The organism is Pseudomonas sp. NBRC 111133 (assembly GCF_001320605.1).
GTDB classification, from domain to species: Bacteria; Pseudomonadota; Gammaproteobacteria; order Pseudomonadales; family Pseudomonadaceae; genus Aquipseudomonas; species Aquipseudomonas monteilii.
This window is the reverse complement of record NZ_BCBJ01000083.1, coordinates 89,269-105,066: the sequence shown is the minus strand read 5'-3', so window position 1 is coordinate 105,066 and position 15,798 is coordinate 89,269. Positions and strand designations below refer to the sequence as shown.

At 54.3% G+C, this 15,798-nt stretch carries 20 protein-coding genes and 2 pseudogenes; 12 read left to right on the top strand and 10 right to left on the bottom strand.

All coding sequences use genetic code 11. The annotated features are described in order from the left end of the window. From APH36_RS19840 to APH36_RS19830, 3 genes are all read right to left on the bottom strand, one after another. On the bottom strand, positions 1 to 881 hold an 881-nt coding region (locus APH36_RS19840), incomplete at its 3' end, for an SDR family oxidoreductase (protein WP_060499938.1). 32 nt (positions 882 to 913) lie between these two features. After that, positions 914 to 1,147, bottom strand: a complete 234-nt coding sequence (locus tag APH36_RS19835) for a PLD nuclease N-terminal domain-containing protein (protein WP_060499937.1) — start codon at positions 1,145 to 1,147, stop codon at positions 914 to 916. A gap of 13 nt (positions 1,148 to 1,160) precedes the next feature. Further along, positions 1,161 to 2,363 carry a zinc-dependent alcohol dehydrogenase gene (locus APH36_RS19830; RefSeq protein ID WP_009681423.1) on the bottom strand — a complete coding sequence of 401 codons (1,203 nt, stop codon included), beginning with the start codon at positions 2,361 to 2,363 and terminating at the stop codon, positions 1,161 to 1,163. Positions 2,364 to 2,569: 206 nt separating this feature from the next. Here APH36_RS19830 and APH36_RS32760 point away from each other — a divergent pair. Continuing rightward, positions 2,570 to 3,010 (top strand): annotated as a pseudogene (locus tag APH36_RS32760) (DNA polymerase ligase N-terminal domain-containing protein); the annotation flags it as partial. Between the two features lie 103 nt (positions 3,011 to 3,113). Then, complete coding sequence (locus tag APH36_RS32755) at positions 3,114 to 3,401, top strand: hypothetical protein (protein WP_029886733.1); 288 nt, start codon at positions 3,114 to 3,116, stop codon at positions 3,399 to 3,401. On the opposite strand, the gene APH36_RS31015 is transcribed toward APH36_RS32755, so the two are convergent. Together APH36_RS31015 and APH36_RS19820 are read right to left on the bottom strand one after the other, a co-directional pair. Beyond that, positions 3,398 to 3,619 (bottom strand): DUF2061 domain-containing protein, encoded by a 222-nt coding sequence (locus tag APH36_RS31015; RefSeq protein WP_052484802.1) that lies wholly within the window; start codon positions 3,617 to 3,619, stop codon positions 3,398 to 3,400. The two genes, APH36_RS32755 and APH36_RS31015, sit on opposite strands and share 4 nt — an antisense overlap. Positions 3,620 to 3,680: 61 nt before the next feature. Next, complete coding sequence (locus APH36_RS19820) at positions 3,681 to 4,190, bottom strand: ferritin-like domain-containing protein (RefSeq protein ID WP_041505962.1); 510 nt, start codon at positions 4,188 to 4,190, stop codon at positions 3,681 to 3,683. A 262-nt stretch (positions 4,191 to 4,452) separates the two neighbouring features. Between APH36_RS19820 and APH36_RS19815 the strand changes: the two genes are divergently transcribed. The 4 genes from APH36_RS19815 to APH36_RS31010 all read left to right on the top strand — a co-directional run bounded on the left by APH36_RS19815 (position 4,453) and on the right by APH36_RS31010 (position 6,480). After that, entirely contained in the window at positions 4,453 to 5,331 is an 879-nt protein-coding gene (locus APH36_RS19815; protein ID WP_029886731.1) for a manganese catalase family protein, read from the top strand. 15 nt (positions 5,332 to 5,346) lie between these two features. Further along, positions 5,347 to 5,577: a hypothetical protein gene (locus tag APH36_RS19810; protein WP_029886730.1), complete on the top strand. Its 231-nt coding sequence runs from the start codon at positions 5,347 to 5,349 to the stop codon at positions 5,575 to 5,577. Positions 5,578 to 5,601: 24 nt separating this feature from the next. Beyond that, a complete protein-coding gene (locus tag APH36_RS19805; protein ID WP_009681418.1) occupies positions 5,602 to 6,102 on the top strand; it encodes a ferritin-like domain-containing protein in 501 nt (166 codons plus the stop codon). Positions 6,103 to 6,285: 183 nt separating this feature from the next. Further along, positions 6,286 to 6,480, top strand: a complete 195-nt coding sequence (locus APH36_RS31010; protein ID WP_080709236.1) for a LysR family transcriptional regulator — start codon at positions 6,286 to 6,288, stop codon at positions 6,478 to 6,480. Between the two features lie 43 nt (positions 6,481 to 6,523). Here the strand turns inward: APH36_RS31010 and APH36_RS19800 are convergent, their stop codons facing one another. Next, entirely contained in the window at positions 6,524 to 7,087 is a 564-nt protein-coding gene (locus APH36_RS19800) for an isochorismatase family protein (protein ID WP_029886729.1), read from the bottom strand. A 340-nt stretch (positions 7,088 to 7,427) separates the two neighbouring features. Here APH36_RS19800 and APH36_RS19795 point away from each other — a divergent pair, with 340 nt between their 5' ends. Next, positions 7,428 to 8,336: an alpha/beta fold hydrolase gene (locus APH36_RS19795; protein WP_029886728.1), complete on the top strand. Its 909-nt coding sequence runs from the start codon at positions 7,428 to 7,430 to the stop codon at positions 8,334 to 8,336. A gap of 143 nt (positions 8,337 to 8,479) precedes the next feature. Further along, positions 8,480 to 8,626: a hypothetical protein gene (locus tag APH36_RS19790; protein ID WP_177337117.1), complete on the top strand. Its 147-nt coding sequence runs from the start codon at positions 8,480 to 8,482 to the stop codon at positions 8,624 to 8,626. 178 nt (positions 8,627 to 8,804) lie between these two features. Here the strand turns inward: APH36_RS19790 and APH36_RS19785 are convergent, their stop codons facing one another. Next, a complete protein-coding gene (locus APH36_RS19785) occupies positions 8,805 to 9,599 on the bottom strand; it encodes an OBAP family protein (protein WP_041505965.1) in 795 nt (264 codons plus the stop codon). Positions 9,600 to 9,861: 262 nt separating this feature from the next. On the opposite strand from APH36_RS19785, the gene APH36_RS32750 reads away from it, so the two are divergent. Beyond that, positions 9,862 to 10,221 carry a hypothetical protein gene (locus tag APH36_RS32750; protein WP_223809589.1) on the top strand — a complete coding sequence of 120 codons (360 nt, stop codon included), beginning with the start codon at positions 9,862 to 9,864 and terminating at the stop codon, positions 10,219 to 10,221. A gap of 58 nt (positions 10,222 to 10,279) precedes the next feature. Here APH36_RS32750 and APH36_RS19775 read toward each other — a convergent pair whose 3' ends face one another. Continuing rightward, entirely contained in the window at positions 10,280 to 10,972 is a 693-nt protein-coding gene (locus APH36_RS19775; protein WP_041505966.1) for a DUF421 domain-containing protein, read from the bottom strand. Positions 10,973 to 11,265: 293 nt separating this feature from the next. Between APH36_RS19775 and APH36_RS19770 the strand changes: the two genes are divergently transcribed. The 3 genes and pseudogenes from APH36_RS19770 to APH36_RS32125 all read left to right on the top strand — a co-directional run bounded on the left by APH36_RS19770 (position 11,266) and on the right by APH36_RS32125 (position 12,360). Then, positions 11,266 to 11,634 (top strand): histone-like nucleoid-structuring protein, MvaT/MvaU family, encoded by a 369-nt coding sequence (locus tag APH36_RS19770; RefSeq protein WP_041505967.1) that lies wholly within the window; start codon positions 11,266 to 11,268, stop codon positions 11,632 to 11,634. A gap of 221 nt (positions 11,635 to 11,855) precedes the next feature. After that, entirely contained in the window at positions 11,856 to 12,086 is a 231-nt protein-coding gene (locus APH36_RS19765; RefSeq protein WP_060499936.1) for a hypothetical protein, read from the top strand. 62 nt (positions 12,087 to 12,148) lie between these two features. Continuing rightward, positions 12,149 to 12,360, top strand: a pseudogene (locus tag APH36_RS32125) (hypothetical protein). Between the two features lie 1,423 nt (positions 12,361 to 13,783). Here APH36_RS32125 and APH36_RS31735 read toward each other — a convergent pair. Both APH36_RS31735 and APH36_RS19760 read right to left on the bottom strand, forming a co-directional pair. Next, positions 13,784 to 14,731, bottom strand: a complete 948-nt coding sequence (locus tag APH36_RS31735; RefSeq protein ID WP_144188280.1) for a hypothetical protein — start codon at positions 14,729 to 14,731, stop codon at positions 13,784 to 13,786. A gap of 296 nt (positions 14,732 to 15,027) precedes the next feature. After that, positions 15,028 to 15,471: a 3'-5' exoribonuclease gene (locus tag APH36_RS19760; RefSeq protein WP_041505969.1), complete on the bottom strand. Its 444-nt coding sequence runs from the start codon at positions 15,469 to 15,471 to the stop codon at positions 15,028 to 15,030. Positions 15,472 to 15,798: the final 327 nt, after the last annotated feature.

The following is a 15,798-nucleotide window of genomic DNA, read 5'->3' as shown; positions in this document are numbered from 1 at the left end:
CCAGTCAGCTCGCCTCGCAATGCCTCGGTCAGTCCACGCAAGCCGAATTTGCTCGCCGAATAAGCGGCGGCGTAGGGCTGGGCCACCCAGCTGCCCAGCGACAGCGTGTTGATCAGAATACCGCTGCCCTGTGCCTTTAAGAAGGGAAGGGCGACGTAGGCACCTCGCAGGTAACCGATCAGGTCAGTCTGGATGACCTGCTCGTGCGCCTCCAATGGCGTTTCTTCGAAATTGCCGACCGCGCCGACCCCGGCATTGTTGATCCAGATATCGATCCGTCCATGGCCAAATTCTGCAGCCTGCTCGGCGAGCGCTTGAACATGATCGTTGCGGGTGACGTCCGTCATAATCGCTATGGCGTCGGTACCGCAATCGGTGCATTCATCCAGGACGTCGAATAACGCCTCTTCGTCGCGTGCTGCGAGTACCAGGCGAGCACCTTTGCACGCAAAGGCGTGCGCAGCGGCGCGACCTATACCGCTTGAAGCCCCAGTGATCACCACGACTTTGCCGCGAAGCGGGCCCTTGATCGGGTAACTATCGCCAAGTGCTCCATCATTTGTGCCCGACGTACTGGCGTCAAAGTTAGCAAGGGTTTCGCTGGCCTCGACTCGGCAAAGTCCCAGAGCGGTGCCATCTACCAGGGTTAAAGTCAGCCCTTCGATGATTCCCGCCTCCCGGTTAGCAAACACGGGCTCACCTTCGGCATCCAGGCTGTCGTAGATGAATTGTGTGCCTTCAAGCCATCCCACGGCGGTGAGAAGCTCAGGGCCGAGATAATACTTCCCGTCTTGAAAGAAGCCGGGGAACTGATGAGCGCGCTCCACGTTTTCCACGCGATAGCGTTCGCCTGGTTTCATGCCTGTCGCTTGATCGATCATGTTGAAACCCCTGTAAGTGGAGCTCGGAAATGTCAGCCTTTGCTGTGCTCGTCGGAAGTGGGCCCAGTACCTCGCTTGATACCGCGTGGGCCAGCAACGCCCCGGATACCCAGGCCAACCAGCGGTAGGGCGACGATCAGCAGGGCCCAGGCCGCTTTGACTGCATCTGACTTGTCGCTCCGGAACACGCTGACGATGGCCCACAGATCGATGAGCAAGAGGATTGCCGCGACGGCAATCCAGGAGTAGCTGGCGATACCGTTCATGTGCTTGCCTCCTTTACACGAAGTCAGGGCCCAAGGTGCCCGCTGCCGCGCCTGGCACGAGGATGACCTTGCGGCAGTTGTCCTGCTTCTGATCGAACATCTTGTAGCCCATGGCCGCTTCTTCGAGGGCCAGGCGGTGGGTGACGATCAGCTCTGGTTGCAGGCGACCTGCTTCGATGTGTTCAAGAAGTTCAGGCAAGTATTTCTGCACATGGGTCTGGCCCATCTTGAAGGTGAGCCCCTTGTCGAAGGCATCGCCGAACATGAAGGCGTGGATGAAGCCGGCGTATACCCCCGGCACACTGACAACTCCGCCGCGACGCACTGCAGCAATGCTCTGGCGCAGCGCCTTGCCACTGCTGCCTTCGATCTTCAGCGCCGTCATCACCGTTTCGGCAGTGCTGCCTTTCGCCTCGAAACCGACCGCATCGATCACCGCATCGACGCCGCGCATGCCTGGCGTCTGGCGGATGATGCTGTCGGCGGGATCGTCGTCTTGCTCGAAGTTGATCGGTATGACCCCGTAGGCCTCTCGTGCGTAGGCCAGGCGATAATCGTTGTCGTCGACCATGAAGATGGTCTGAGCGCCGAGCATTCGCGCACAGGCGGCGCTCAGCAAGCCCACCGGCCCGGCGCCGTAGATCGCCACCGATGACCCTTGGCCTATTTCGGCATTGATGACCGCCTGCCAAGCGGTCGGCAGGATGTCCGAGAGGAATAGCACCTTGTCGTCGGCCAGCGCGGTGGGCACTTTGAACGGGCCGACGTTGCCCTTGGGCACCCTCACGTAATCCGCCTGGCCGCCAGGGATACCGCCATAGAGATGGCTATATCCAAACAGCGCGGCGCCTGGGGGAATTCCCTTCTTGTTGATGATCGCACCACGACCTGTGTTGGTGGTTTCACAGGCAGCGAACAGGTCGTGCTGGCAGAAGAAACAGCTGCCGCACGCGATCACGAAGGGAATCACTACGCGGTCGCCGATCTGCAGATTGGTGACGGCACTGCCAGTATCTTCGACGATGCCCATGAACTCATGGCCGAAGATATCACCCGCTTCGGTTTCTGGAATTTTGCCTCGATAAAGGTGCAGGTCAGAGCCGCAAATGGCTGTGGCGGTGACCCTGAGGATAATGTCGTCTTCCTGCTCAATGATGGGATCGGGGACGTTATCGACCCTGACGTCGTGTGCTCCGTGGTAGGTCAGTGCTCTCATAAGGTCAGCTCCTGCAGGCGTTTTTCCGTGATAGGTATGCAGGGGAAGCCATGACAGATGGCAAAGTTCAGCCGAACAAGTCCGGTGGTACTTAAAACTCATTCGCGACGCCCACATTTCAAGCTGAACATTCCTGACCACACCGGTATCAGAACGATCTGAGCCCGTGCCACAAGAGCCAGGCCGATTAAACGAGGGGCGTGGCGATGGACGACACGATGTTGGCATACATGGTGTTCGCTGCCTCACATCCTGAGGCGCTTTCGCAGGTACAAGTGCTTACAGAAGCGGAGGCATTGGAGGCTGGCGAAGCACTCCCAGATCTGCGTGAAACCATGGCCGTACAGATCCTCAGTGCTGAAGCCAAGGCTCAGCGTAAAACCCTGGCCACGCTCGTTGAGGTGATTTTGGGCAAGGCCGTCATCGAGCCCGATGCGCCATCCACTAACCATGTCTCCAGCCTTGAGAAATACAACCGGATGCGAGATTTCGACGCGTCACCGGAGCCGTCTGGAAATCGTAAGCAGTCGAGCAGGAAGATTCAGGCCTTACAATTCTGCGTCCAGAAGCATGACGCCACACGGCTGCATTACGACTTCCGCTCGGAGCTCGATGGCACGTTGAAGAGTTGGGCGACCGTTACCGGCTGTCCGAAAAGCGTCGTTGTCGGAAATTGGCGCTCGCGTTGATGGGCTGCTCCGCTAAGGTCAGGTGATGTCTAAATGATACTAAAGTCATAGGATGGCTGACATGCGAATACGTGGTGATGTTTTCTGGAAGTGGGCTGACCCTGTGCTTCCCCATCGTAGCCATGATGAGACACTGGACAACGGAACGGTTATTGACGTACAGACGAGATTGTCGCGAACCGGGGCTACCCAGGTTTTTATCGGCGTCTATGCGGCCACTGGGATGCCACTCCACGAAGAAGCATTTGATGCTAGGCCAGGAGAATCGATGACCCGTGCACTGGCCTGGGGTGTAGGACGGGCCAGAAGGATTGCCAGTGATCCGCGCAGTAAAGTTGTTAATTATTAGCTCTGAAGACGTTGCCACACCTTTTCGTGGAAATAAAAGGCAACGGTATTACGAGCCGGCTCAATGATCGCAATCAGTCCGCCCGTCAATACAGAGCCGGTGAGTAGGTAGGCGACGGTAAAGGCTATCGAGAAGTGTAAGACGCTAAAGCTCAACGTCTTCCATAGCGGCCCTTTAAGGCGGGAATGGCAGCAGTTGATATCGGAAAAGTCTTTCATATCGATTGGAGGCCCAACGGAAAGTAATGAGCCGTATCAACGCGATACGGCCTTTTCGAAATCAGCGTTTCGCTTCAACATCCGGATTTGCAGAACGAGAAAGGAAGGCTTGTGTGATTTCTGGCAAATGCTCACCCAGCCATTTCGCCATGGCGATCTCTTCTTTCAGGATCGAACGGCACGCATCTGCCGTCAGCTCGTCGCCCGCGAATGTAGCCGCTTCTACGAGCACCGTGTAGGAAGCGATCTCTACATTCTCGAACACGTAGCCAGCCATGGCGCCCTTGACCACTTCGTCGCTCATCGCCATGCCGTCAACAGCTTGGCCAAACGCCATGAGTTTGCCGGCCATGTCTTTCAGTTTCGATGTGCTTCCGCCAAGGCGCTCGATGCACTCCACTAGCCGACGCTGCTGTCCTTCGGTTTCTGCAATGTGCTGAACAATTCGCTCGCGAAGTTTGGGATAGTGCTCAAGTCGCTCTGCTTGCCCCTTCAGCATTGTCTCAGCTTGCTGTTCCATTGCGTGAGCATCACGCAGCCAATCCAGTAAGTTCTCGGTTGGAGTCGCCATGGTCAAATATCCTTTGTGAGGGAATTATTGGGAAACCGTCCTTTAGGAACTATTCGTTTCAGACGATGAATGGTGTTGCGCACTAACTATTGGAGTCTATTTATTTTTATTTGCATGGAAAATCACTTTGAACTATTTCTGCGTGGCCGCCCGTCCTGAATGTTGAGCGTTGGTTAGCACGATGTAAGACGGAGCTCACTCCCAGCCATAGACGACATTCACAAATAATTATGGGCGTTCGACTAGCCGCGAGGAGATAGCCATGTTTATCCATAACAAGCGCTTGCAATATACCGTGCGAGTAGCGCAGCCCAATCCAGGTCTGGCGAACCTGTTGCTCGAACAATTCGGTGGTGCTCAAGGTGAACTGGCGGCTGCTAGCCGTTATTTCACTCAAGCGTTGGCGGAAGACGATCCGGGGCGTAAAGACCTGCTCATGGACATCGCGACCGAGGAGCTCAGTCACCTGGAGATCGTCGGCTCCATCATCGTCATGCTCAACAAAGGGGCCAAAGGTCGCCTTGCAGAGGGCGTAGAAGAGGAGGGTGAATTGTATCGAGCGATCAATGGTGCGGGCAACGACTCCCATATCACCAGCATCTTGTACGGTGCCGGCGCTCCGCTCACCAATTCGGCTGGCGTCCCTTGGAGCGCTGCCTATGTCGATACCATAGGCGAGCCAACAGCAGATTTTCGTTCGAACATCGCCGCTGAAGCGCGGGCCAAGATCGTCTACGAGCGTCTGATGAACGTGACTGATGACCCAGGCGTGAAAGAGGCGCTGGGCTTCCTCATGACGCGAGAGATCGCCCATCAGCTTTCCTTTGAGAAGGCGCTTCACGCCATTCAGCCGAACTTCCCCCAAGGCAAGCTCCCCGGCATGCCGGAGTTCACCAACAAGTATTTCAACATGTCCGGTGAGCCCAATGTGCGCGGCCCTTGGAACGAGGGCAGCGAGTGGGAGTACGTGGAAAATCCATCCGCAGCTGTTGATGGGGGAGATGGCACCGCTTCGGTGACGCTGACTCCTGCCGAGGCTGAAACGGTCGAGGCGATGAAGCTTCGGACGATGTCCGATCCAACCACCAACCCGGTCACCGGAGCGGATCTTGGCTCCGGCTTGATCAATGGCAAAGACTGAGCTGCCGGAGGCTTCATGAACACTCTGCGCAAGAAAGCCTCGCCACATCGCCTGGTTGGCGTTGAGCACCTCATGAGTCAAGCGTTGGCCGAATTTGAAGCTGAGTCCCGCTTGGCCTGTCGAGCTCTCCGTGTACGCATGGCCGTAATGACCTTCGGAGTCGGCTCGCTTCTACCGAACGACCTTCCCGGCGATGCGCCGGAAGTCGAGCGGCCAGAAACTTTTCTGAGTAACACCCTGCACTGATCACTACCGTCTAGGAGATAACCAATGGCTGCACGGAAAACTGTTGAAGACCTGTTTATCCACGAACTGTCTGACGTGTATAGCGCAGAAAAGCAGATCACCAAGGCGCTGCCTCGGTTGGCCAGGGCCGCCACCAATCCATTGTTGGCCGACGCCTTCACGTCCCACCTGGCCGAAACCCAGGGTCAGATCGAGCGCATCGACCAACTGGTGGAGTCGGCAGGCTTGAAGCTCAAGCGGATGAAGTGCGTTGCGATGGAAGGGCTGGTCGAGGAGAGCAAGGAGCTACTCGATGAAATCGAAAAAGGCGCGGTGCTCGATGCAGCGTTGATCGGGGCTTGCCAGAAGGTGGAGCACTACGAGATCGCCAGCTACGGAACGCTGATCGCCATGGCCAAGCACCTGGGAATGAAGGAAGCAGTGTCGTTGCTGGGCGATACCTTGGCCGAGGAAAAAGCAGCGGACGATAAGCTTTCTGCAATTGCTGAAGAAGGTGGCAACCAGGCGGCAACACTCGAAAAATGATGGCTGATGCCCGGTGCAGGATGCGCCGGGCTTGTACAGCGCTATCCATCCACCCAATTGGTGCATTCTCGACAACACTGTGTCAGGCGCTACGCTTCTGTGCAGTCTAGCGACGACGGTGCCTTGAAGTTGACGAACATCGCAGAGAGTCCACAATTTTGGGATCTGCATTAGCCGGCTTCAATGGCCCGCGACAAATTCAGCGACCTCGTCGTATTTCTAGCAGTGGCGCAGGAAAGACATTTTACCCGTGCGGCGGCCAAGCTTCGTGTTACACAGTCAGCGGTTAGTTACTCAGTGCGTCAACTGGAGTCCCGTCTGGGGGACAACTTGTTCAAAGGACGTTCTGATGCGGCTGCCGACGCAGCGGGCCAGTGAAGTCGGGCGCTTGCTACCGCATCAGTGGAGGCCTGACGCTGCTTCATAGGCGGAGCTGAGCGAGCACATCCTCTGATGACATGACTTGGGCATATTCAGTGCCCAGTATGGCCAAGGCCAGCTCATAAACGGTTAAGGCGTCCCAACACGTTCCTTGCGGCCCGGTTACGGGTACAGCAGTCGTGGCATCCGCAGGAAGAATAATTTCGTACCCAAGCGCTTTCCCGGCCCGGATAGTGGCATCCATGCTGTTGTGAACCACAACGCCCGTCAAAACAATGCGTTTTACTTGCATATTTTTGAGAATGGCATCCAATTGGGTTCCTATGAATGCGCAGTTCTCATGCTTGATAATGACAATCTCGCCCTCTACCGGTGCCACTTCTTTCTTGATCCCATTCCAAGGGCCATGAACGTAATAGCTGGAGGTGGGATTTTCTTCATCATGCTTCACATGAAGGACAGGCCAGCCACTGGATCGCCAGTGCCGAAGAAGGCGTTGGATAACTGACAAATAGCCAGGGTGGCTTTTACCATTCCAAACAGGTTGATCGATAGCATCCTGAACATCGAGGATAATCAGGGGGATGCTAGGCGTATCCTTCATGCGAGGTCGTCTCCTTACGATGGAGGCTTAGTGTGCTGCAACGTATTCCCGTCAACAAGCAGCGCAGGCGCGCTAGGGTGCCGGTGCTGCAACGAGGCCACTAAGGACGGGCTGCTACCTGTCAGTGGATTCCGACCCAGCTCACGCAAGGTGCGTTGGGCGGACGCCTACTTTTTTCACCCCTTGGCTCAAGCTGAACCTCGGATTACTGGTTTCACCGCGCTTTGAAGCCCTTATACTGTCCGTTTGCCAACGGTCAAGGAGAGACTATGACGCCGACTATTTTCAAAGGTGATTGTTCTGCAAAATTTGCAGTGCTTTGCGTAGAAGGGCGGGTCTGATGCGCGTTGGAAGAATCATGGCGATGGTTGGAACCACGCTTTCGTTGATGACAGGGCCGGTAATGGCATCAGCAGGCCTATCGTCCCAGCCAGCAGAGCATTCCAGCCTGCAGCGAATTTCTGTGCAGGTTGAAGGTTCCGGCAAGGACGTCGTATTGATCCCAGGCCTGGCATCGTCTCGAAAGGTATGGGATGACCTAGTCCCCAAATTAAGGCAAAGCTATCGCCTTCACCTGGTTGAGCTGGCAGGTTTCGCCGGGTCGCCTGCCGTATCCGAAACCAAGGGGAAAGTCATTGCTCCTGCGGTCGAAGAGATCGCTGACTACATCCACTCTCAGCGGATCCAAGCACCGGTGATCATCGGCCACTCTCTGGGAGGAGAGGCAGCTTTGATGCTTGGAGCTCGCCATCCCGATCAGGTGGGCCGATTGCTGATCGTTGATGCGCTTCCCTTTTACAGCTTGTTAGTCGACCCTTCGGCCACCACCGAAACTGCTACAGCGCCTGCTGCTGTGATGCGTGATTCGCTAATGGCTGCATCTGCTGAGCAAAACGAAGCCATGCAAACTGCATCCATCGCTCGGCTTGTTAAAAATGAAGCGTTTAGGCCAGGTTTGGTCGCTGACAGTATCCGCTCGGATCGCAGAACGGTGGCCGATGCTGTCTATGAATTGATGGTCACCGATTTGCGACCTGAACTCAGCCGCATCACCGTGCCGGTGGAGGTCGTGTACGCATATGACCCAATGTATGGCGTGCCTTCATCCAGCGTGGATGCGATGTTCCATCAGGCCTATACCTCAGCACGCGACATCCGGTTAAAGCGCATTGACGGCAGTTTTCACTTCGTAATGCTTGACCAGCCGGAAAAGTTTGCCCGCACCGCTCTGACATTTCTCAGCAAGTGAATCCCATTTGGCCTAACCCGCGATTAGCTGTTGCGCTTGGGTCGATATGTAGGCTGTAACCGAAAAAAATGATGTACGAGTCATCTCAAGGAACTCGAATGAAGGGACAAAGGAAGGTCGGGGGGTTGCAGGTACTGCTCTCAATGCTGGGTATCGCTTTGGGCGCTGCCTTACATGGCTGGAGGATAGTCGGATTTTGGGGGATGATCACCATCATGATGATCCCGAACGTCGTTTTCATGGTCATGCAGGTATACGCGGAACGCTACAAGCAGGATATCGCACGATGAAAATTGTTCCGACTTGACCCCGCAAGCGGAGCGCGAAGCCCATGGAGGGGCGTAGGCGTGAGGATGGAAGCCCGGTAGGGCCGTGACCCTGGCTGCGCCAGGGCGCGGTACACGACAGCCGTTCCCCCGCAAGGGGGACACGCCCGAGGCCCCATCCACGCAGAGCTGATGCAGGCGGCTATTGGCTGGATCGGCTATTTGTAGTGGATGGTGTAGCTGTTGAAGAGCGATGTACATGGGCACCGGTTGGATCGGTGATTTGAATGACATTACCGTGCTGCCAGCCATCCGCCTGAGGATCAGCATCAGGAATACGAATGTCAGCCCGCTCAGCTTTGTTTTTTGCAGCATCCACACCCAGGCGCCGATTGCGCTGTTCGACCATCGCCGGGTCAGTCTGGCCATCTGCGGTAAAACCCATCATCAACTGCGGCACACCTACAGGTAGCGCTTTGTCTTGATCGGTGTGCCAGGTGTGCCATGTCTTCCCATAGGTATGCGCCAGGCGCTCCATCAGAGCATGCTCAGCAGGAGAAGGAATGCCTGGAGCGATCAGCTGCCCAGAGGAGACCTCGTAACCATGGCTGTGCCACATCGCCTTCTCTTTGGGTGGCAACCTGGCAAAAAGCTTCTCGTCGATGATGTACTCGACGCCCATGATATTCGAGCTCTTGGTATTGCCGTCGAATATCACACACTGAATGACATCCTCGTTGACGATGGAGCAGTAGTGATGCGCTTCCATCTGCACGTCCGGATGCCCGTTGTAGAAGTGAAAGCCATCCAGGTAGGCATTGATGGCCTCAATGGGCGGCTTGGACTGCAGCGTCGCGGCGCCGGCTTCCAGCAACTGGGTTTTCGCCGACTCTGGCCGACCTGGAGTTTCTACAGGAGACTTAGTTTCGTGAGCAGAGCAAGCCCACAGAAGAGTGCAGGCGAGGGGAAGGGTTATCGTTTGAAATAGCTGTCGCATGAGAAAGGCTCTGGCTGGTGTCCTTAGTGGACAGCCTTGATCGATGAAGCAGACAGCCAAACGGACGAATGGCCCGAGTCGATGAAGAATTGCGGGCAAAAGAAAGCCCGCTGCTAGACGGGCAAGGGAGCTTCTATCACACGTAGGGATAGCTAACGTTCCCACATAGCATGTGAAAAGGACGTGAATAGTATCGGGCGAGGGCTCTCGCGTACCGCTTGCGTAAACCCAAACTGTGTAAGCCTAAACCAGGCCTTGTGGGATGCTGGGCAAGCCCTGCTCAATTTCGGCCAACCTTGACTCCCATCGCAGGCGCATTTCGTCCGCACTGCCTATGCAGCCAGGCATTTTCCGAATACTGTATGCCTATACAGCAATAGAGAATACCGCCATGACAGGCACCAATCTGCCGGTAATGTCGATCCAAGAGTGGCGGCAGCTGCTCAACGACACCGAGGCCCTGCTCCTTGCACCTAAGAAACATCACAGAGAGCTTCTGCACCAAGCATATGCATTACGTGATATGCATGCCGTGGACTCAGGAACCCTGGCCGATATGTTGGAGCTCGTGGACGAAGCACTGATGTACGCCCACTCCGTCCAAGCTGATCAGCATTGGTAGGCTAAAACCCGCCCGGGTGGGACGGCGTCGTGTGGGAGAGCAAGGGCGAAAATGTGGTCTAGCGGTTGCGTAAGGTATCCAGTGCAGGTGACCAGACGTTATGTCCGCAGCGTTCACAGACGACTGAATCCTGAGGCTCATGGAAGACTGGGAAGCCGCAGCTGACGCAGCAATGTAGGCCAGCGTTCGGCGGCGCTAGGTACTCTGGACGATGTTCGACTGGCAGCACTGATAACCCTGGCCGGGTGTCATCTGGCCCATAGAAATACAAACTAAGATCGCCATCAGTTTCCAATAGGCCCAGTCGAACCTGGCCGAGATGCTCCACGCCTTGTTGGCGCAGCTCCATGAAGAGCTCGTTCGACGAGATGTTCAAATTTCGCAGGGAATGGATCTCGTACATGCCGTCCTTTACGACGGTGATGGGTAATCCATCGATCCAGGCCTCGCATGTTCTGCTGCGTCTCATCATGTAGACGGTTCCACGATAGAGCAGCAAAAGCGTGAGGAAAACCAATGCGACCGGGAGGAGGGGTACATCTTCGTAAAAGGTAACATCGCCTGCGGCTGAGCCCAAGGTGAGGATCACCACGAGCTCGAAACGGGACAGCTGCCTGATTCCGCGTCGACCACTGAATTTGAGAAAGAAGAACACGGCTAGAAACGCCGCTGAAACGCGAAGAGCGACCTCAAAGAGGAAGGTCAGCGGAAACTCGCCAATGAGCATCCTTTGTAGATCAAATGAAACCATTCGCTGCACCCCACCAGTTGCAATCTCCCGTTACAGACTGACCCGAAATTATCGATCTTGGTTCATGCGGCGGTGTCGGCGAGGCAAGCATTTATGCTCCCCGGGAGGTACGCAGTTATTTCATGGCGCCGGCAGGCTCTACTATTCGCATTGCTGATTCAGGCGCGTGTACTTGAACGCCACTGCTTAGAAATTGAACAAGAATGGCAGTGCATACTCAAAATTTAAGTAGGGCGAGCTGAAAATGGTTTACAGTAACCGACTAATTTCATCCGGTATTTGAGGAAGCACTTATGTCCCGTCTTGCAGAATTCCGTAAGCTCGAGCAAACATTGGCCGCACAACTGGCCGAACTGGAAGCGATGAAAGGCTCCGCCGAGCTGCAATCGGAGATCGAATTTGAGACCAAACTGCGCGATCTTTTGAGCAAATACGGGTACAGCCTGCGTGACATCATCAACATCCTGGATCCCCAGGCTAGCCGTCGCGCCGCCGCTCCTGCTGTTGCAGAGAAAGCCCCACGTCGTGCCCGCCAGGTAAAGCAGTACAAGAATCCGCACAACGGCGAAATCATCGAGACCAAGGGCGGCAATCACAAGCTGCTCAAGGAATGGAAAGCCGAGTACGGCTCTGATGTGGTGGAAGGCTGGCTCGCCCAGTAACACGCTCCACCGATGGATTGCTAAAGCCCCCTTACGGGGGCTTTTTCTTTGGTGATGCTGTCAGGTAATTCATCAGGGCGAGCTATCGCCACCCACAGCGAAAACGTACCTCGTACCAGCGACTGATCTGTGACCATCGGCGACGCATTTCGTCCGCAGTACCTATGCAGCCAGGCATTTCCCGAATACTGTATGCCCATACAGCAATAGAGAATACTGCCATGACAGGCACCAATCTGCCCGTAATGTCGATCCAAGAGTGGCGGCAGCTGCTCAACGACACCCAGGCACTGCTCCACTCGCCGAAGAAACATCACCGGGAGCTTGTGCATCACGCATATGCGCTACGTGATACGCATGCCGTAGACTCAGGAACCTTGGCTGATATGTTGGAACTCGCCGACGAAGCATTGATGTACGCCCACTCCGTCCAGGCTGATCAGCAGTGGTAGGCTAAACACACTCCTTGATGGCATCGCGTCGTGTGGGATCGCTATGGCGAAAGGGATAGATCGTGAAAAGAGATCTGAGCAAGGTACTCATGCCTGACCACCCGCTGTACACCGAGGCTGTGGAAGCACTCAAGCTGTACCACCAAGCCCAGGCTGAAGGGGTAGTTGGAGCGCGGAGCTGGAGCGGCTTAAGCTGATGGCCGAGCATCGCTTCCGGGCGGTCACCGACTACCAGTTGCACGCCCTAGGCGGGCCCACAGAGAAAGGTCATTAACAGATGGCCCGCATCAGGCCGATACCCTGCATGCAAGGGGTGGAAATTTGCCATGTACGTGACCAGTGATTTTTATCGATGCTTACCAGCCGTTTGCATTGGACGTGGCCAGCCACTTGCAATCGTTACGACCAATCGCCCACATGGCTAAGAGGCGCAAGCAGTAATTCACGATTGACTGCTAACGACCCAAAGCTGCCCTTCGTGGGCGGCAGCTAACGGCCAGTAGCAGTCGTTGGTGAGATGGTTTCTCCCCCCGCTACGACAGCTTCATGTCGTGGGCATATTCATAACTCCATAGCCCCTTCTTGCATTATTTTAAAGGCGAACCCTAGACAATGTTTTGAAGCCCGGATAACGTGAATGGCTCATTGACATCTTGGATTAAAATCAATGGCCGGACGCCCACCTGAGGTAGATCACGTCAAAACTACTTTTTTAAAGAGATTCAAGCGGCAGAAGACCTAGTTACTAAGATCAGGCAGTTCAAGGGTGGAACAACCCCGCAGGTGCGGCAGGAATACATCCTAAGTATATTCGACAAATAGTGGAGCTTGCCTTTATGGGGGTGGTCGCCTCTTGGGAGGAGTTCCTTGAGATGGTACTGGTTCGCTACGTTGCAGGTGCGAAGACTGGAGCAGGCTATCAGCCCACACCGAAACATGGGAGGGCTCTGAACCTCGAACATGCATATCAAGTACTATCAAATAACGCCAAGTTCAATCCTAGAAAGGATTACTTAAAGGTGACTGACCCAAGCTGGGTCACTAATCAAGCTGATTTCCTTTTCAATTCGCACGGGTTCGGTGATGTAAAATCAAAATCAGTGCTTTAGGGGCATGCCTCATCTATAAGAAATCGGGTGGCACATTCATCCGAAAAATGCCGTGCAGATTTTAAAAATACTGCCTTATACTTTCTTCAACCAGCCAATGGACGCTTGAAGCAGGGCTACGGAGCAGGTGATCTTTTAGAAACCCCAGTAGCCCGTCACTTCGGTCAGCACTCGATTCAGGCACAGCACTCACACTTTTCTGCTTTTGTGGAACTATATAAATCTCTCGCCAACAAAATTGTTCCATAGTTGGAATGCGCATTTTGGGCAAGTAGTCCAATTTTCTGAGGGCTGCATGAGCTTCTATAATTGCGGAGATCTGGCCCTGCCACATTGTAGGCAGGGCCCAGGATCCTATAAGAGGGCCTACGAGCACTCTTAACTATGCCAGTTTCAGCGGGTCGGCGCTTGAGCCGTCTGCAAGCGTAAAGACACCTTAGAGTCTCCGCTTCTGGCCGACTCCTACCTGTCGGCAGAGGCTGATATCGCACCAAAGCTGACGATGGCGATAGGCGGATATCGGCCTATCTTCAGCGCAAGTCTTGCTTCTGGCTGAGCCAGGTGTCGAAAAATGACTGCCGCCATCGGCTAATGCCCACACGTCATACACGATCCATAACTGCTCATGACGTTTCCAGGGCAATCTCCAACATACTCTTTTGTGCAGTCAGTTCTTTCTACTTCGTACTCATCATCACATACCGGACAATAAAGAATATTGCAGGTGGCCTGAGGCGTAGTAAGTCGGGCAAGCTTTGGCTCATAATCCCCATAGTCACGGCTTGCTTCATCGTGGCAGTGGGGGCAATAATACGCCCTTTTTTTCTTGTCGATCTTGAAGTATTCTTTAACTTGTGCTGGCTGCAGTGACTCAATAACGTAAAACAGCTCCAAACAGGCTTCGTTTGTAATAAATTCGCTGCTGCCCAGCTCTGTAGATGGCGAATTTTTTAATGCATCAAATCTTAGCCGTGCCCAGGAGTCATTAGGGAATAGGGTTTTATGCATAAACAATAGCGTGCTCAGGACATCATTGAATGTGACCTCCAATGACTTACTTACAGAATGCATTATCGTGTTGCGTTTTTCTCTCAGGTTATTGAAGGCATCCACAAATTCTCCTTCAAATGGCGTATCTGAAAAAGTATCGTGCACCTTAATTAAGTCTTGCGCATCAATTGTTCGGAAAATGCTGAAATCTAGCGAGCCACTGTATGGTGATGGCCATTTTGATGGTGAGTCAGAGATTAGTATGTACGGAGAAATGGCGCATATCCGACCTTTTATTGCTAACTCAACGCCTTGTTGAGTAATCGTAAGCGCCGTTGTTAGGTGTCTTTGAGAAAGGCTCCAGTATTCTTCGGAAACCTCAGAAGGATCAATTCCATATTGTTCCGCCTCATTCAAGCTGACTAGAAGCTTCGCAACAATATCCCAGGCAAACGACAGCAGCTCCTTGCCTGTTTTAAAAAAATCCTCGGATGTTGGAGTATTTAAAATCATTAAAATACCTTGAGTGTCAATTTTATGCAGCAATCCACATCAATATAGGGCCAAAGCGCAAGCCGGGGAAAGGTTTTCGATGTGGATCGTGGCCGAGTCCTCATAAGCGGAAGCTGTAGATGACCATTTCGATTGACCGCTATTGGCCAAATCATGACTTCGATGAAGGGCCGCTATGGGTCGTTAGCTGCCAATCGTGGCTGGCTGCTTTCGCCCACAGTCATACTTGCGACTGGTCAGTTGGAGTGCAAGCGGCTGGTTACGTCGAATGCAAACGAGTTTTCACAGGGTGTAAATGCGCAAGGAGCACCTGACTATCCAGCGGCTCATCATGATGTGAACATTCCGGCAATGATCCTGGCATCGAGAAGAGCGTGGTGAGGTAGCTTTGCCCCATCGTTTGTCGGAGCCAATGTGGTCGCATCTGTCGGACGATTTCGGACATTTTGAGGCCAGCGACCAGCGTCGTAAGCGAGCTCGCAAAACAGCTCCCAATCGTACTCGGGGGCATCGGTAACGATCTCGAGTTCAACCTCGAAGGATGCTAAGAAGGTGAGCAGCGCTGCCCTAGCCTCAATGATCGGCACGGCATACTCACCACCCCAGAGCTGTGGCAGCACGATCTCTTTCACGAACTCGCTGCAGTCCTCTTCTCGCCAAGCGTCCATCACTTCCACGTAGAATTCCGTGCCATCCTGGCCAACAAGAGCCAGAGAGATCAGCTTCGCCTGTGCGGTGAGCTGAGTGAATTCGCAGTCCAGAAAGAGCCTCACATTTGAATCTCCGTCATGCCTAGAAATCGCCTAACCCTCGCACAGGAAGGCCTGCTATGGGAAATTGCCCTGAACCACTTCGGCCCTGAGCAACTGCTTCAGATTGTCGTTGAGCTGTGGGGTGCCCTCGAGTTTCCGCAGCGAACGGCTGTGGATCATTTGTCCACGGCTACGTTGAGCACTCATGTACTGAATATCTTGAATATTGCCCAGACCAGAGTAGGCGCGTTCGTCCCCCTTCGTCAGGCGGTATCAGGGACGGTGACTCTGTACTCACGTCACGCCAGTGAACTGGCTGATGGACTTTTGGCCCGACTGCCGGTAACG

What these genes read in the sequence shown, in the direction of transcription:
- APH36_RS19835 (WP_060499937.1), bottom strand. Translation starts at nt 1,147, where the DNA reads ATGAACGGTATCGCCAGCTACTCCTGGATTGCCGTCGCGGCAATCCTC.
- APH36_RS19830 (WP_009681423.1), bottom strand. Translation starts at nt 2,363, where the DNA reads ATGAGAGCACTGACCTACCACGGAGCACACGACGTCAGGGTCGATAAC.
- APH36_RS32755 (WP_029886733.1), top strand. Translation starts at nt 3,114, where the DNA reads ATGCGAATACGTGGTGATGTTTTCTGGAAGTGGGCTGACCCTGTGCTT.
- APH36_RS31015 (WP_052484802.1), bottom strand. Translation starts at nt 3,619, where the DNA reads ATGAAAGACTTTTCCGATATCAACTGCTGCCATTCCCGCCTTAAAGGG.
- APH36_RS19820 (WP_041505962.1), bottom strand. Translation starts at nt 4,190, where the DNA reads ATGGCGACTCCAACCGAGAACTTACTGGATTGGCTGCGTGATGCTCAC.
- APH36_RS19815 (WP_029886731.1), top strand. Translation starts at nt 4,453, where the DNA reads ATGTTTATCCATAACAAGCGCTTGCAATATACCGTGCGAGTAGCGCAG.
- APH36_RS19810 (WP_029886730.1), top strand. Translation starts at nt 5,347, where the DNA reads ATGAACACTCTGCGCAAGAAAGCCTCGCCACATCGCCTGGTTGGCGTT.
- APH36_RS19805 (WP_009681418.1), top strand. Translation starts at nt 5,602, where the DNA reads ATGGCTGCACGGAAAACTGTTGAAGACCTGTTTATCCACGAACTGTCT.
- APH36_RS31010 (WP_080709236.1), top strand. Translation starts at nt 6,286, where the DNA reads ATGGCCCGCGACAAATTCAGCGACCTCGTCGTATTTCTAGCAGTGGCG.
- APH36_RS19800 (WP_029886729.1), bottom strand. Translation starts at nt 7,087, where the DNA reads ATGAAGGATACGCCTAGCATCCCCCTGATTATCCTCGATGTTCAGGAT.
- APH36_RS19795 (WP_029886728.1), top strand. Translation starts at nt 7,428, where the DNA reads ATGCGCGTTGGAAGAATCATGGCGATGGTTGGAACCACGCTTTCGTTG.
- APH36_RS19790 (WP_177337117.1), top strand. Translation starts at nt 8,480, where the DNA reads ATGCTGGGTATCGCTTTGGGCGCTGCCTTACATGGCTGGAGGATAGTC.
- APH36_RS19785 (WP_041505965.1), bottom strand. Translation starts at nt 9,599, where the DNA reads ATGCGACAGCTATTTCAAACGATAACCCTTCCCCTCGCCTGCACTCTT.
- APH36_RS32750 (WP_223809589.1), top strand. Translation starts at nt 9,862, where the DNA reads ATGCTGGGCAAGCCCTGCTCAATTTCGGCCAACCTTGACTCCCATCGC.
- APH36_RS19775 (WP_041505966.1), bottom strand. Translation starts at nt 10,972, where the DNA reads ATGGTTTCATTTGATCTACAAAGGATGCTCATTGGCGAGTTTCCGCTG.
- APH36_RS19770 (WP_041505967.1), top strand. Translation starts at nt 11,266, where the DNA reads ATGTCCCGTCTTGCAGAATTCCGTAAGCTCGAGCAAACATTGGCCGCA.
- APH36_RS19765 (WP_060499936.1), top strand. Translation starts at nt 11,856, where the DNA reads ATGACAGGCACCAATCTGCCCGTAATGTCGATCCAAGAGTGGCGGCAG.